Raw genomic sequence first — 14,206 nt, 5'->3', positions numbered from 1 at the left:
GCAGCTTCGTTTATACCGCCAAGACCGGCTTTGTGGGCACCGACACGTTCACCTATGCCGCAAGCGACGGCCATTCGTCGAGCAATGCCAAGGTTACGCTCAAGGTCAGCGCGCCGGTGCCGATCGCGCTCGCCGATGCGGTTTCGGCGGTCTCCGGGACCGCGGTCACTGGCAACGTGCTGAGCAACGACAAGAGCGGCACCGGCGCCGCCCTCACCAGCATCCTGGCCACCGGACCGAGCCACGGCGCGCTCCAGTTGGCAAGTAACGGCAGCTTCACCTATGTCCCCGATGTCGATTTCACCGGCACAGACAGCTTCACTTATTTGGCGTCGGACGGTTCGGCATCCGACGCTGCCAAGGTGACGATCACCGTCACTTCCAAGCCCAACACTGCCCCGGTCGCTGTGGCCGACAATGCCGGCAGCGTCGAAGCTGGCGCACTGTTGACCGGTAACGTGCTGACCAACGACAAGGACGCCAATGGCGACGCGCTGACGGCAAGGCTGATCAATGGTCCTGCCCATGGCACCCTCAAGCTGTTGGCCGATGGCAGCTTTGTCTACACTGCCGACACTGACTATAGCGGCGCAGACAGTTTCACCTACAGCGCGTCCGACGGCAAGGCTGCCGACACCGCGCTGGTATCGATCAACGTGACGGCGCCGCCGTCCGGGTCGTCGCCGCTCGAAAAACTGCTCGCCGCGCACCAGACGATCGACGGCTCCGCTTCCTCCAGTGAGGTGTTGACGGGGCCGAGGGGGGCCAACGCCTTCTACTTCGACGTGAACGAGAAATCGGGCAATGACACCGTCGTCAATCTGGAGGGTAGCGATGTGCTGATCTTCAGCAACGCGCTGAACGACGGCAATGGCGATGGCCTGATCACTTTCAGCGGTAACAGGCTGCGGGTCGATCGCACCAACACGGGCGACGTGCTCATCCTGACCGACGTAAGTTCGCTGCGCTATCTCGGCGCCGCGATGGACGGTGCGCATGTCTATGCCGATGGCGCGGTGAAGCCTGAGGGCACACTCGAAAGCCTGTTGGGTAATGATCGCATGTCAGGCGATATCGTCGATAAAGGAGTGCAGAAGTTCTTTTTCGACACCGCTCTCGGCTTTGACCTCGGCGACGACACGATCGTTAACATGGGCAAGAAGGACATCCTCGTCACGACCACCGCCCTGAGCGATGGCGATCATGACGGGATCGTCGGATCCGGCGCCGGCGCGCAATTTGATTTGGGCAAGACGCCGCAGACCATTGGCGACGCAGGTCATGTCAACATCTTCAACACGACAGGCGCGGCCGTCAACACACTCGAGTTCGACGGGTCTGTCATCCACGATGGCGTCAGCTATTATGTCTACAGCCTCGAAGGCTCGACCGGCGGCCTGGCGACGCTAGGATTCTAGCAGGTTGTATACAGAAGAGCCGGGCGTCAGGCCCGGCTCTTCTCATGACTGATACTGTTTCTGACGCGCCGCCTGATAATATCAAACAAGAAAGGCGCGCTCTTGCGAGCGCGCCTTTTGCATGTCCAACGGTGATGCTGCCGATTAAGCAGAGGCACCTTCCGGGAAGCCGTAATAATAATAGGTGTGGCCTTCGATGACCTGCTCACCCAGGATCGTCAGCGAACTCGGAGTCGGCGACCCTGCGCTACCGAATACGATCTGACCGCCGGGGTTCTGCGAGGGATCCGAATAAACGCCGCCATTCGAACCAGGAAGATCGAGAACGCGGTTGGTGCCGTAGGTGATCTCGCCATTGGTGTTCTGGTTCCAGATCTCACTCGTGGTCACGATCACGTCACCGGCACCGAAGTTGCTGATCGTGTCGCGGCCCAGATTGAGACCAAGCGCGGTGTCGAACAGGAAATAATCGCTGCCCGACGTGCCAGTCAGCGTGTTGTCGCCAACGGTGCCCTCGATCACGTTTGCCGTAGCGCCCGAATAGAGAAATTCGTTCAACGCGCTATGATCCGGGGTCAACTGGTTGGACGAGTTGAGCGAATTGTAGAGATCGACGCGCGTTGCCGCATCGGCATAGACGAATGCGCCGTTGGCACCGGCGCCGCCCTTGCTGCCGAGTTCACGCATGGCGTAGATCGACTCACCGCTCTCGTTAATCATGTTGAATTGCGCCGTCCCGCCCTTCGTCGCGCTGGAACGCTCGACGTCGAGGCGCGCATTGGCGCCGAGAACGATGTAACCATCGTTGTTGCCGTCGAAGATCTCGGAGCCGGCGAGCAGCGAATCGTTCAACCCGAAGTTTTCGAACAGCTTGTCGCCGACCGAGGCGCCGCCACGAGTGTTGTCGAAGTAATAGGCGTTGGCGCCGGCGGTACCTGCCAGCACGTCACCAGCGTCGCCCGTGCCGTCCGGCGAGGCGTCGAGACCAAATTCCGTAAACGTCGCGCCCTTAACCAAAGTCGAATTCGCGGCCATGTTAACATCCCTCTTTCGGTGAATTTTACCGTTAACGAAACGTTAATGGTTTGATCCCCAGTGGAGTCTGATTAAGAACTTGTCAACTAAATTGGCGATCGAACGCGCCATAGGACCAAGTGTCCTAAATTAATACACTTTCCGGTAAGTGATTAACCAGGGAACCAAAGGCTTACCCGGGAGCGCGAACCAACCCAGCGATCTTGATCGGCAGACAAGATAGGCAACATAATGGGCCTATTCGGGCCGGGGATTGGACCCAAAGGCGCAGCAAAACCGGCGTGGCAAGCGTTCCGCCAAGTACCGTGTAGGATGCTGATTCCCGCGGCCGGTCAGCGATCGAACGCTTGCAGGCGGCGCGCCAATACAGACCGGGCAATCGACCACACGCCCGGTATCCGGTGAGTAACGCCCAACAGCCAGATCATCGCGACCTGACGCGTCAAGCATTCGGCGCGCGCGGTCGTTACCAACGACCAGCCGGTGACCTTGTCGCCCATTACCATGCGCCTTGCGCCGGTCCAGGCGATGGTTCGGGCAAGCCTAGGGGATTTCTTGCGGAGGAACGCCGCCAACGGCCCGTAAAGGGCCAACAGGTCTCGCTCGCCGCCGGCGCTGGCGAGCTGTACGGCAAAATCGGATGCATAGGCTTGCAGCAACAGCTTGTGCGGATCGCTGCTCACGCCGTCTGCGAAACGTCGCCGGATATACAGGACTTCGGGCACGATCGCATAATCCGTATGCCGGCTGATGCGCAACCACAGGTCGCGATCCTGTGCGAAGGTGAACATCTCGCGATACCCACCCACCGTATTGAAGACGTCGCTCCGGAACATGACCTCACCATGGGTGAACAGGTTGCGCTCGAGCAGAGTTTGGAAAAACGGCAGGGCGTCCGGTGGACGGACCACGTAGCTATCCGACCCGATTTTGGCATCGTTCTGAACGTGGCAGCCGACCACGCCCACCTCGGCCCGGGCGTCGAGAATTGCGGCCTGACGGGCGATCCGCGTCGGCAGGGAGATGTCGCCGGCACCATGGACGGCGATATAGCGTCCCCGCGTCAGCGCGATCGCGGCATTCATGGCGCGGGTGAAGCCGCTATTGGCCTGCGGCACAACAATGAGCCGGGGATCGGTGATGGCGCGCAAGCGAGCGAGGGTGTCGTCGGTCGAACCATCGTCTATGGCGATGATCTCGAAATCCGCCCCTTCTTGGGTCAACAGGCTGGTGATCGATTCCGCTACGGACGCCGCACGATTGTAGAATATCGTGACGATCGATACCAACGGTGCCGGCGCTAATGATTCTTGCACGATCGATCTGCCCCCTTATTCACCTCAGCATGCACCATAAGCGTTTGAGATAAAATTGCGGTCGCAAATCACTGTCCCACGGCGGGCCGAGCCATGCGGCCCGGGCAACCCCCCGGTCCCCCTGCTCGAACCGATGAGTGTCACGTCATGAAGCGCATGCTGGTCGTCAACGCGAGCTGGATCAGCGTCATCCAGCTCGGCCAGCGGGTCGTCGAACTTGGCTTTACCGCGGCATTGGCCCGCTTGCTCGACCCCGCCGACTTCGGCGTAGTCGCGGCGGCGATGATCGTCATCCAGCTGGCGCAATTACTGGTCGAGCTGGGGGTCGGCGCAACGCTGGTGCAATTGCCCGGGCTGACGGAGCGCGACGTGCGGGCGGGGGTGACGGTGATCGGGCTGAATGCTGTTGCCTATGCCTTGGCGACCGTCCTGCTGGCGCCGGTCGCCGCGATGCTGCTCGACATGGACGCGCTGACCACCGTGCTGCGGATACTCGCCCTGATGTTCCTGATTCAGGCGATTGGCGTCGTTCCGGAGGCATTGCTCGTCCGTAGGCTCGAGGCGCGCCGGGTGGTTATCGCGCGCTTTGCGGCAAAACTTGCCGGTACCGGGCTGGTAGGCGTTGGCCTGGCGGTGATGGGCTACGGCTATTGGGCGCTGGTCGCCGCGACGCTGGTGGAAACCGGGGTCGCGGCGCTGTGGTTGTGGACGATCGTCCGTCCGCCCATGCGCCCTCTGTTCGATCGGGCGGTCACGGCCCGCCTGTTGAAGCGCGGATCGGGCTTTTCCGCGTCGCGGCTGCTGAACTTCGCCGCGCTGCGCGGCGACAATGCGTTGGTTGGTCATTCTCTCGACGCGGCTGCGCTCGGCCTCTACGCCCGCGCCTACAATCTGATGAACATACCGGCGGACTTGTATGGCACGATCGCCGAACGCCTCGTTTTTCCCGCCCTCGCCTCGGTCCAAAGCGAGCCGGAACGGCTACGCCGCGCCTATCTGCAGGGGCTCGAACTGACCGCGCTGTTCGGCCTGCCGGTGTCGGCCTTGCTCTATGTGTTGGCGCCCGAAGTGATCGGCATAGTCCTCGGCCCGAAATGGCACGATGTGATTCTGCCGTTTTCGATCCTGGCGGTCGCTACCTTTTTCCGGCTTGGGATGAAGATCAGCGGCTCGGTACAGCGCGCCTTGGGGGCGACCCGGCAGATGATCTGGACGCAGGCGCTGTATGCGGTGCTGGTTGTCGGCGGCTGCCTCGTCGCCATGCCCGGTGGCATCACGCGGGTCGCGCTGGCGGTCAGCATAAGCGTGATCATCGCCTATATCGCGATCACCTTGGCCTGCTGCCAAAGGGTGGGCGTCGCCCTGATGCCGTTGTTGCGGGTCCATCGGGCGGGCGTCTTGCTGGCGCTGACCGTCATCCTGATCTGCGCGCCGGTGGTCGCCATGGCGCGGTCGGCGGATCTGCCGGACGTGCTGGTGCTGCTGGCGGCGGGAGTGGCGTTGCTGCCCTGGATCGTGATCCTGATGGTGACGGCGCCGGCCGCCTTGCTGGGAACGATCGGCCGTCAGCTCGCGGTGACGATCCGCGGAGCCGCAGCGCAGCGCTGGCATGGTTTGCGTGGCCGATCGCGATGACAAGGCATGCGGCCAACACCAATATTACGGCAAAAGCGTCAGATCTGTCGCCGAGAACCCCGATGTCATGTTTATAGTATCGATGTCATAGCGGCTATTGTTTCGGATTGTCCGAGCGTTAATCTTGTGCGCTGCGGCATGTGACGGTAGGCTTATGGCAAAGCGGTCACACACCGTGCGGCCAACGATTTCATGGGGGTTCTACCGATGACCGACACTTTTCCGTTCCAGACGGTGCTCATCACCGGCGGCGCCGGCTTTATCGGCTCGCGCGCGGCCGCGATCCTACGTGACCGGGGCGTCCGGGTAATCATTGCCGACAACGGTTATGTTGGCTTGCCCCTGCCCGAGGCGTCGGACGGCATCATCCCGGTCAACGTCGATATTCGCGACCAGCAGGCGATCGCCGCCGTGCTCGCCGAACAGCGGCCCGATGCGATCCTCCATCTGGCCGCCGTGCATCATATCCCGACCTGCGAGCGCGAACCGCATCTCGCCTTCGACGTCAACGTGCTCGGCACGCAGGCGCTGCTGGACGGCGCTGCCGCGGCCGGCATCAAGAACATTGTTTTCGCCTCGTCGGGCGCGGTCTATCGCTGGGATGATGGCCCGCTCGACGAAGGCCAGACGCTGACCGGGGCGACCGACGTCTATTCGATCACCAAATTGTCGAACGAATATCAGCTCGCCGGCTGGGCGGCGCGCACCGGCGCACGGGTGCACATCGCTCGCCTGTTCAACACGATCGGCACCGGCGATCCCAACGGCCATTTGATCCCCGACATTCTTGAGCAGATCGGCACCGGCGAAGCGAACCCGGTGGTGAAGCTCGGCAACACCAAGCCCAAGCGCGACTATATCTTCGTGGAGGACAGCGCGGCCGGCTTCGTTGCCTTGCTCGAAGGACTGCCGGAAGGCGAAGCGGTCGAATATTTCAACCTGTGCACGGGCGACGAGATGTCGGTCGGCGATCTGGTCGCGCTGATGGGCGAACTGATGGGCGTCGATGTGCGCATCGAAAGCGACCCCACGCGGTTCCGCAAGATCGATCGCATGCAGCAACTGGGCGATCCGACCAAGCTGAAGACCCGGCGCAACTGGACGCCGCAATGGACAGCACGCCGCGCCGTCGCCAGCATCATGCGCGATTTGGGCTATAAGATCGTCGATACCGAACAGGCGGCCTGATCGATGAAGGTTCTTCAGGTCCACAAGGACTTTCAGCCGCTATTGGGCGGTGGTGGTACCGCCCGTCATATTCACGGGCTCGCCCGCGCGTTCGCCGCGAAGGGATGCGAAGTGCGCGTGGTCGCGCCCGATGCCGAGGATATCCAAACGCCTTACACAACCGCGCGGGCGACCGCGGCTGAACTGACGCCGCATCTCGCCTGGGCCGACATCGTCCATGTTCATGGCGCGCGCTCGAGCTATGCGGTGCGCGGTGCGATTGGCGCGGCGCGGCGCGGCAAGCCGTTCTTCTATACGCCGCACGCCTTCTACACGCCGCACAATCCGATCAACGCGCTCACCAAGGCGGTGTGGGATCGGACGGCCGAGAAGTTCCTGCTCGAAAAGGGATCACAGACGATCCTGCTGACCGACGCCTGGTTCGGCTGGTTGAAGGACCGCGGCATCTCTGCCGCCCGAACCTCGATCATCCCCAATTGCATCACCGCGTCCGACCTCATCACGCCCGCCGCGCCAGCCAGGATGGCGGGTCATCCGGCAATCCTGTCGATCGGTCGGCTCGACAAGGTCAAGCGGATCGACGACGTCATCCGCGCGCTCGCCGAACCGGTGCTGGCTGAGGGGCATCTGCACATCGTCGGCAAGGGCCAGGAGCGCGACGCGCTCGAGGCGCTCGCCAAGGACAAGGGGGTCGCCGATCGGGTGACCTTTCACGGCTTCGTCGATGACGATGGCGTCGCGGCAATGATGGCGGGTGGGCATGTCTTCGTGCTGGCGTCCGAGCAGGAAGGTCTGCCGACGGTGCTGCTCGAATCGCTGATGGCCGGCATGCCGATCGTCTGTTCGCGTATTCCGGGCAATCTGGCGATCGCCAGCGTGGGCAAGGTCGACAGCACCTATGACGTCGGCGACGTGCCGGCTCTCGCCCGCCTGCTTGCCGCCGCGGTCGATGCCCGCGTCGACGCCGCTGCGGTCGAGGCGCTGCGCCATACCTTTACCTGGGAATATCGGGCGGACGAGATCCTCTCGCTCTATCGCGCCGGGCTGAACGTGAAGCAGCGGGCATGAGCGCGAGCGGGCGCAACGTCGTCTTCCTGTCCGCCTATCACGATTATCGGACCGCGAAGCGCGCCAGCATCCAGCAGGTCGCCGACGGGCTGGTCGCGGCCGGCTACGACGTATCGTTCGTTTCCACCCGGTTCAGCCGACTGTCGAAGATCACGGGCGATTCCCGCATGTTCCTGTGGGACAAGGCCAACCAGGTCGAAACGGTCAACGGCATCCGCTGCTATCTGTGGCGGACGGCAGTGCATCCGTTTCAGTCGGGCAACAAGCTGCTCAATGCGGCCATGGCGCGGCTCTACCCGCTATATGCCGAAATGCGCGACCGGCAGTTCGATGCGTTCATTCGTGCCGCGGATTATGTCGTTCTGGAATCGAGTGTTGCGGCGATCTTCATGCGGCGGATCAAACGGCTCAATCCCGACGTAAAGATCATCTACTATGCCACCGATCGGCTGGATACGGTCGGCGCGCATCCGTTTATCCGCGAGCGGCTGGAGGCGGACGCCGCGCTGATCCACCATGTCTGTCTGCGCTCGCCAAAGATGGCGTCGGATTTCCAATGGGCCAAGGGGAAGCTGTACCGCGCCGAGTTCGGCATCGAGCCCAAGGATTTCGCCGGCATCGGCCCCAGCCCCTATGCGCCGGGCAGACGGACCGCCGTGTCGGTCGGATCGATGCTGTTCGATCCCGGCGTCTTCCAGCTTGCCGCGGCGCAGTTCCCCGATGTCGATTTCCATGTCATCGGTTGCGGGACGACGTTCGACGCGCCGGCAAACGTCCATATCCATGCCGAGATGAAGTTCGTCGATACGCTGCCTTATGTGAAGCATGCCACGATCGGCGTCGCCCCCTACCGCCCTGCCCCCGGTGTCGAATATCTGGCGGAATCGAGCCTGAAGATGGCGCAATACGAATATTTTGCCTTGCCCGCGGTGTGCCCCTCCTTTGCGGTTGGTGACGTCGCCAGCCGGTTCGGCTATACGCCGGGGGACGCCGGATCGATCGGCAGCGCCATGACGGCGGCCTTGGCGGCTGCAGGAACGATTGCTCCGCGCACCTTCCTGACGTGGCAGGAAGTTGCAAAACTCGTAGTCGAGCCACGCCGCTATCCCGCCATCGCGATCAATTATCTCCACGAAAATCGTGCCTAATTAAATGTTTACTCGATTCGCTATCAGTTAGCAGTGAGCCCGTTAGCTATTCCTTCCCCAACACCGGAAAAGGAAGTTCGGGAAATGATCGGGGTTAACCTGTCGGGCGCGGAATTCGGTAATGGCGGCAACGCCTACGGATATTCGTATATCTATCCGTCGGCAGCGGACATAAAATATTATACTGATCGCGGCGTCGAGTTGGTTCGCCTGCCGGTGAAGTGGGAGCGGCTGCAGCACACTGCCAATGGCGAACTCGACATCGTCGAACTCGGCCGCCTAAAAAAATTCCTAGCCGCCGCCGATGCCGCCGGCGTCAAGGTGATCGTCGATATTCACAATTTCGGCAGCTACGAGGGTGACAAGATCGGCTCGCCCGAAGTCCCCAACGCGCAGTTCGCCGATTTCTGGAAGAAGCTGGCAACCGAGATCGGCGACATCAAATCGGTTTATGGCTATGACCTGATGAACGAGCCGAACAAGATGGGTAACATGGAAGCCTGGCCGCAGGCGGCACAGGCTGCGGTCGATGCGATTCGCACCGTCGATATGAACACCAAGATCTATGTCGAGGGCAACAATTATGCCGCCGCCAAGGGGTGGGCGGCGAACAACCCCACCCTCGACATCCAGGATCCGGCGAACCTCATCGTCTACCAGGCGCATATCTATTTCGACCGCTGGTCGTCGGGCACCTATGGCGAGAGCTACGACCAGCAGGGCGCCACGCCGGAAATGGGCGCCAAGGCGATCCAGGGCTTCGTCGCTTGGCTCGCCGAACGGGGTGCGCAAGGCATGATCGGCGAATTCGCGGTGCCGGACAACGATCCGCGCTGGCTCGTTGTCCTTGACAATTTTCTCACCGCAGTGCGCGACGCTGGTCTGGAAGCGACCTATTGGGGCGCCGGGCCGTGGTGGGGCGACTATATCCTGGCGCTGCGCGACAAGGATGGCAGCGAGAGCGCGCAGCTAGACGTCCTCGAAAAGCATATCGCGCTGGCGGCGGCTGAGGATGCGGCGGTCGGTTCGGGCGACGGCGTCGTCATCAACGGCACCGCCAGCGGCGACAAGCTAACGGGCAACGCGCGGGCCAACGTGCTGAACGGCCATCAGGGCAATGACGTGATCGAGGGCGGCGCGGGCGCCGACCGGATCGACGGCGGGACGGGCCTGGATAGCAGCAGCTATGCAGGATCGTCGGCCGGCGTGACGATCGACCTTGCAGCGGCGTCGCAGCGTGACGGCGACGCCCAGGGCGATACGCTGACGGGCATCGAGAACGTCACCGGTTCGGGCTTTGCCGATGTGTTGAAGGGCGATGCAGGCGTCAATCTGCTGCAGGGCGGGGCCGGCGACGATCGGCTGGTGCTGAGCAGTGGCCGCGACACGATGGATGGCGGCGATGGCGTCGACACCGCGGACTTTGCCGCGGCATCGTCGCGGATCGTCGCCAATCTTGTCACTGGCGCCGTCCTAGTCAGCAATGGCGCGGTGACGCTACGCAACGTCGAGAATATGATCGGCGGAAGCAGCGGGGACCAGATCACCGGCGATGACCGGGCGAACATGCTCGTGGGCGGCGGCGGCGGCGATTATCTCGACGGCGGCAAAGGCGCCGACTGGCTGATCGGCGGGACGGGCGACGATAGCTATGTCGTCGACGCCGCTGGCGATATGGTCATCGAGCAGGCGGGCGAAGGCAGCGACACCGTCCGCACCACGCTGGCCAGCTACACGCTGGGCGCCAATGTCGAAAAGCTGTTGCTGCAGGGAATTGGCGACCAGTCCGGTCGCGGCAACGCGCAAGCCAACAGCCTGACCGGCAATGCTGGCGCCAACCATCTATGGGGCATGGCCGGCACCGACTATCTTCTGGGCAAGGACGGTAACGACGTCCTGGACGGTGGCGATGGCAACGACGTGCTCGACGGCGGCACCGGTGCGGATACGATGATCGGCGGGACGGGTAACGACAGCTATGTCGTCGACAATATCCGCGACGTCGTGACCGAACAGGCGGGTGGCGGCATCGATACCGTAAAATCAGGCATTGCCAACTTCACGCTCGGCGCCGATGTCGAAAAGCTGATCCTGACCGGCACCGGGGGGCAGACCGGGATTGGCAATGCTCTCGCCAATGTGCTGACCGGCAGCACCGGCAACGACACGCTGAGTGGCGGCGCCGGGAACGACACGATCGACGGCGGCAAAGGCGCCGATCGGATGGATGGCGGCGCGGGCGACGACGTGCTGACCGGTGGAGCGGGCGCCGACCGGCTGACCGGCGGGGCGGGCAAGGACGTCTTCAAGTTCGCGCTGGCCGACAGCAACAAGAGCGCATCCGACGTGATTACCGATTTCGTCCAGGGTCTCGACCGGCTCGACCTGTCGGCGATCGATGCCAGCACCGCCAAGGGCGGCAACCAGGCCTTTGCCTTTATCGGCAACGCCGCCTTCTCCGGCAGCGCCGGCGAGTTGCGCTATTCATCCGGCACGACGGACGGGCACGCCATTGTCACGGTGCAGGGCGACGTCAACGGCGACGGCGTCGCCGACTTCGCGGCGATCCTCGATCAGTTCAGCAGCGCGCTGAAGGTCGCCGACTTCATGCTGTAAGCTGCCCCCTTCGGGGGGCAGCCGCTACCGTTCCGACGCGGACTTGCGCAGTTGCAGCGCCAGGCGATCGAAGGCGTAGGTCCAGTTGATCAACACGCAATAGCACGCCACCAGGAGCCGCCGGCCGAACGGCACGTCATGCAGCCTGAGCACGGCGCCGATCCGCGTCCGTGGCGGCAGCATGTGGCGGGCCATGAAGACAGACGCCTGGCGCCAAGACGGTCGCCGATCCCGTTCGCCCCCGACGATGCGGCGTACTTTGCGGCGCACATCGTCGTGCGACCCGCGCGCGGGATGATCGACACAGGCGTCGGCGGCATAAATCAAGGCGAGCCCCGCCGCGGCGACCCGGCAGCCCCAATCCTTGTCTCCGCCCGACATCAAGCGTCCGTCGAACGGGCCTATCCGTTCCATCGTCTCGCGCGTGGTAATCATGTTGGCCGTGGCGGCGTAGCGGCCATGGGCGATGTAGGTGTCCTGGGGAAAGGCGATCGCGACCTCGAACAGTTCGGGGATGGTCGGCACGCCCGCTCCGTCGACGACGGTCACGATCCGCCCACCGACCAGCCCGACGCCATTGATCTGCTGCAAGGCGGCGACGCCGTTGGTCAACCATTGCGGATGCGGGCGACAGTCGGCATCGGTGAAGGCGAATATGTCATGCCGCGCCGCCGCCATCCCGCAATTCCGGCCGTTATACGAGCCCGGCTTGCGCTCGACCAACAGTGTCACGTCCCTTGGAACGGTTGGCGGCACGAGCGAACCGTTATCGACAACGATGATCTCGATCTCGCCGGCATAATCCTGTTGCTTTAAAGCGGCGATACAGCGGCTCGATGCCGCGCTGTCGTTGAACGTGGGGACGATGACCGAGATGCCAGGTTGATTCATCAAAGCGTCCTACGTGCCAAGTGGGTGAAACTTTCCAGCATGCGCTTCGACAATTCGTCCGGGGTAAAGGCGTCGAGCGCGTCGCAATGCCGCCCCCGCGCCGCCGCCGTCGCGTCGAAGGCCGCGCGATAGTCGGCATCGTCGGCATCGATCGCGGCCAGCGCCATCCACTGTCCGCCAACCGTCCTGGCCAGTTCGGGGAGCGATCCCACGGCGGGGGCGACGACCGGCGTGTCCATCGAGAGCGCCATCATCGCGGTGCCGGAATTGAGCGTGCCCTGCTGGTGGATCAGACATATATCGATGGCCGCGAAGGCGGCGGCCATCTCGGCGTCGCTCAGCCGGCCACGTCGGATGACGATGCGCGGATCCTGTGCGGCGACATCCTGCACCTGCCGCCATAACGCCTCGTCGGCGCATTCGCCCGCAACCAGCAGCATTTCGTCGGCATGGGCGACGCGGCAGAACATGGCGATGGCGTCGGGAATGCCCTTGCTCACCCTGATCGACCCGATGATACCGATCACAGTTGCCGCCGGCGCCAGTCGAAAGGCGGCGCGCGCGTCCGGCCGGGATATGGTGGACACGTAACTTTCGCGATAATGCGGATGGGGTATGACTTCGGCGGCAATCGGCGCGGCACGCGGATAATGGTCGCGGAACAGCGTGAGCCCTTTAGCGGTCAGTGCGATGATCAGATCGACCTTGCCGAGCAGGGCATTGACATACCACGCATATAGCCGGCGTTGCCACGCCGACAGGGTGCCATGCGGCATGAGGTTGTGGGCGGTCAGCACCACTGCCCCGCCACGACGCCGAACGGCGTCGGCGGTCGCCAAGACGCGCAACGCCTTGGCCAGGGCGACCAAGGGAATGGTGCCGCCGCGCCCTTCGAAGATGCCTTCGGGCCATTGGACGTGGAACAGGTCCGCCTCGGGCACGTGACGCATCAGCGGTCGGTACGCCAGCAAGGCGACGTCCGGCGGCACGAACCGGCGGTACATCAATCGGACATAGGGGTTCAGATCGTCCGGTGTACCGACGGGCCATCCGAGGACGGTGATCATGCTTGCCAAAGGTCCCACGGAAAGGCCGCCAGCAGCCCCTGCGTATCGATGACCGCCGGCGGCATGCCCCCCATGTCCAGCGCGGCCTCGATCGAGGTGGCGGGCAGCAGTTCGTCGCGGCCGCTGCCGAACGCGTAATCCTCGTATTTGAACAGATTTTCGTTTTCCGACAGCCGGACGTAGCGGGCGGGAATGCCGAAGCTTTCGGCGATCACCAGACCGTGCAGCGAACTGGCGACGACGAGCTCCGCCGACACGATCTGTTCGACCACCCGGTTCCAGCCCTGGAGCGGCGAGATGACGGGCAGCTCGGTCGTCACCTGCCCCAGATCGTGCAGATTGGGGACGAACACCGCCTTGTGGCGGGCCTGGCGGACGAAACGGCCCGGAAACAGATGCGGGATCAGCAACGCCGGATCGCCATAGACGGACGGCACGTTGATCCCGCGATCGCGCAGAAATGCCGCCGTCCGCGGGCCGCGCACGGCGCGCACGTCGAGATCGGCGAAGACGTGCCGATCGTCGGGCAGCTTGCGATTGATGCCGCTGCCCCATACGACATCGCCGGTCGAGGCGAAGTGCAGGACCGAACCGACGGAAAACATGCGCCGCCCGCGCGCGACCTGTTCCCCCGGCAGGTGGCCGCCGTCCGCCAGCACCTTGGCGACGACGACGGTGGCCAGGTGATCGCCGAAATTGATCGCCCCCCCGCCCGGCCGCCATTCGAAGACGTCGACCGTCGGGAAGGTTTCGGTGAAGCGCGCGCTGGCATCGGTAGCGGTCAGCCGCCGTTTGACGGCATGCAATACTCGGTCGATCACCTC

The 14,206-nt window shown here is 63.3% G+C and carries 11 protein-coding genes; 6 read left to right on the top strand and 5 right to left on the bottom strand.

Translation table 11 applies throughout. From position 1 onward, the window contains the following. Positions 1-1,418, top strand: a 1,418-nt coding sequence (locus U1701_RS17275) for an Ig-like domain-containing protein (RefSeq protein ID WP_332783821.1), incomplete at its 5' end; no start/stop codon positions are given. Between the two features lie 144 nt (positions 1,419-1,562). Here U1701_RS17275 and U1701_RS17270 read toward each other — a convergent pair. After that, on the bottom strand, positions 1,563-2,453 hold the full coding sequence (locus U1701_RS17270) for a hypothetical protein (RefSeq protein ID WP_332783820.1): 891 nt from the start codon (positions 2,451-2,453) through the stop codon (positions 1,563-1,565). 332 nt (positions 2,454-2,785) lie between these two features. Beyond that, positions 2,786-3,742 carry a glycosyltransferase gene (locus U1701_RS17265; protein WP_332783819.1) on the bottom strand — a complete coding sequence of 319 codons (957 nt, stop codon included), beginning with the start codon at positions 3,740-3,742 and terminating at the stop codon, positions 2,786-2,788. A gap of 174 nt (positions 3,743-3,916) precedes the next feature. On the opposite strand from U1701_RS17265, the gene U1701_RS17260 reads away from it, so the two are divergent. From U1701_RS17260 to U1701_RS17240, 5 genes are all read left to right on the top strand, one after another. After that, positions 3,917-5,404 carry a lipopolysaccharide biosynthesis protein gene (locus U1701_RS17260; protein WP_332783818.1) on the top strand — a complete coding sequence of 496 codons (1,488 nt, stop codon included), beginning with the start codon at positions 3,917-3,919 and terminating at the stop codon, positions 5,402-5,404. Positions 5,405-5,611: 207 nt separating this feature from the next. After that, positions 5,612-6,592, top strand: coding sequence for an NAD-dependent epimerase/dehydratase family protein (locus U1701_RS17255; RefSeq protein WP_332783817.1), 981 nt, complete (start codon positions 5,612-5,614; stop codon positions 6,590-6,592). Between the two features lie 3 nt (positions 6,593-6,595). Next, on the top strand, positions 6,596-7,660 hold the full coding sequence (locus tag U1701_RS17250; protein ID WP_332783816.1) for a glycosyltransferase family 4 protein: 1,065 nt from the start codon (positions 6,596-6,598) through the stop codon (positions 7,658-7,660). Then, entirely contained in the window at positions 7,657-8,808 is a 1,152-nt protein-coding gene (locus U1701_RS17245; RefSeq protein ID WP_332783815.1) for a GumK N-terminal domain-containing glycosyltransferase, read from the top strand. The genes U1701_RS17250 and U1701_RS17245 overlap by 4 nt, the downstream gene beginning before the upstream one ends. An 84-nt stretch (positions 8,809-8,892) precedes the next feature. Beyond that, positions 8,893-11,424 carry a cellulase family glycosylhydrolase gene (locus U1701_RS17240; RefSeq protein WP_332783814.1) on the top strand — a complete coding sequence of 844 codons (2,532 nt, stop codon included), beginning with the start codon at positions 8,893-8,895 and terminating at the stop codon, positions 11,422-11,424. 24 nt (positions 11,425-11,448) lie between these two features. On the opposite strand, the gene U1701_RS17235 is transcribed toward U1701_RS17240, so the two are convergent. The 3 genes from U1701_RS17235 to U1701_RS17225 are packed head-to-tail and all read right to left on the bottom strand — an operon-like array spanning position 11,449 to position 14,203. Beyond that, complete coding sequence (locus tag U1701_RS17235) at positions 11,449-12,315, bottom strand: glycosyltransferase family 2 protein (protein WP_332783813.1); 867 nt, start codon at positions 12,313-12,315, stop codon at positions 11,449-11,451. After that, positions 12,315-13,382 (bottom strand): glycosyltransferase, encoded by a 1,068-nt coding sequence (locus tag U1701_RS17230; protein WP_332783812.1) that lies wholly within the window; start codon positions 13,380-13,382, stop codon positions 12,315-12,317. Before U1701_RS17230 ends, U1701_RS17235 begins: the two co-directional genes overlap by 1 nt. Next, complete coding sequence (locus U1701_RS17225; RefSeq protein WP_332783811.1) at positions 13,379-14,203, bottom strand: polysaccharide pyruvyl transferase family protein; 825 nt, start codon at positions 14,201-14,203, stop codon at positions 13,379-13,381. Before U1701_RS17225 ends, U1701_RS17230 begins: the two co-directional genes overlap by 4 nt. Positions 14,204-14,206 lie beyond the last annotated feature (3 nt).

This window comes from Sphingomonas rhamnosi (assembly GCF_036663615.1).
GTDB lineage: Bacteria > Pseudomonadota > Alphaproteobacteria > Sphingomonadales > Sphingomonadaceae > Sphingomonas.
This window is presented reverse-complemented; position numbering and strand designations above follow the sequence as displayed.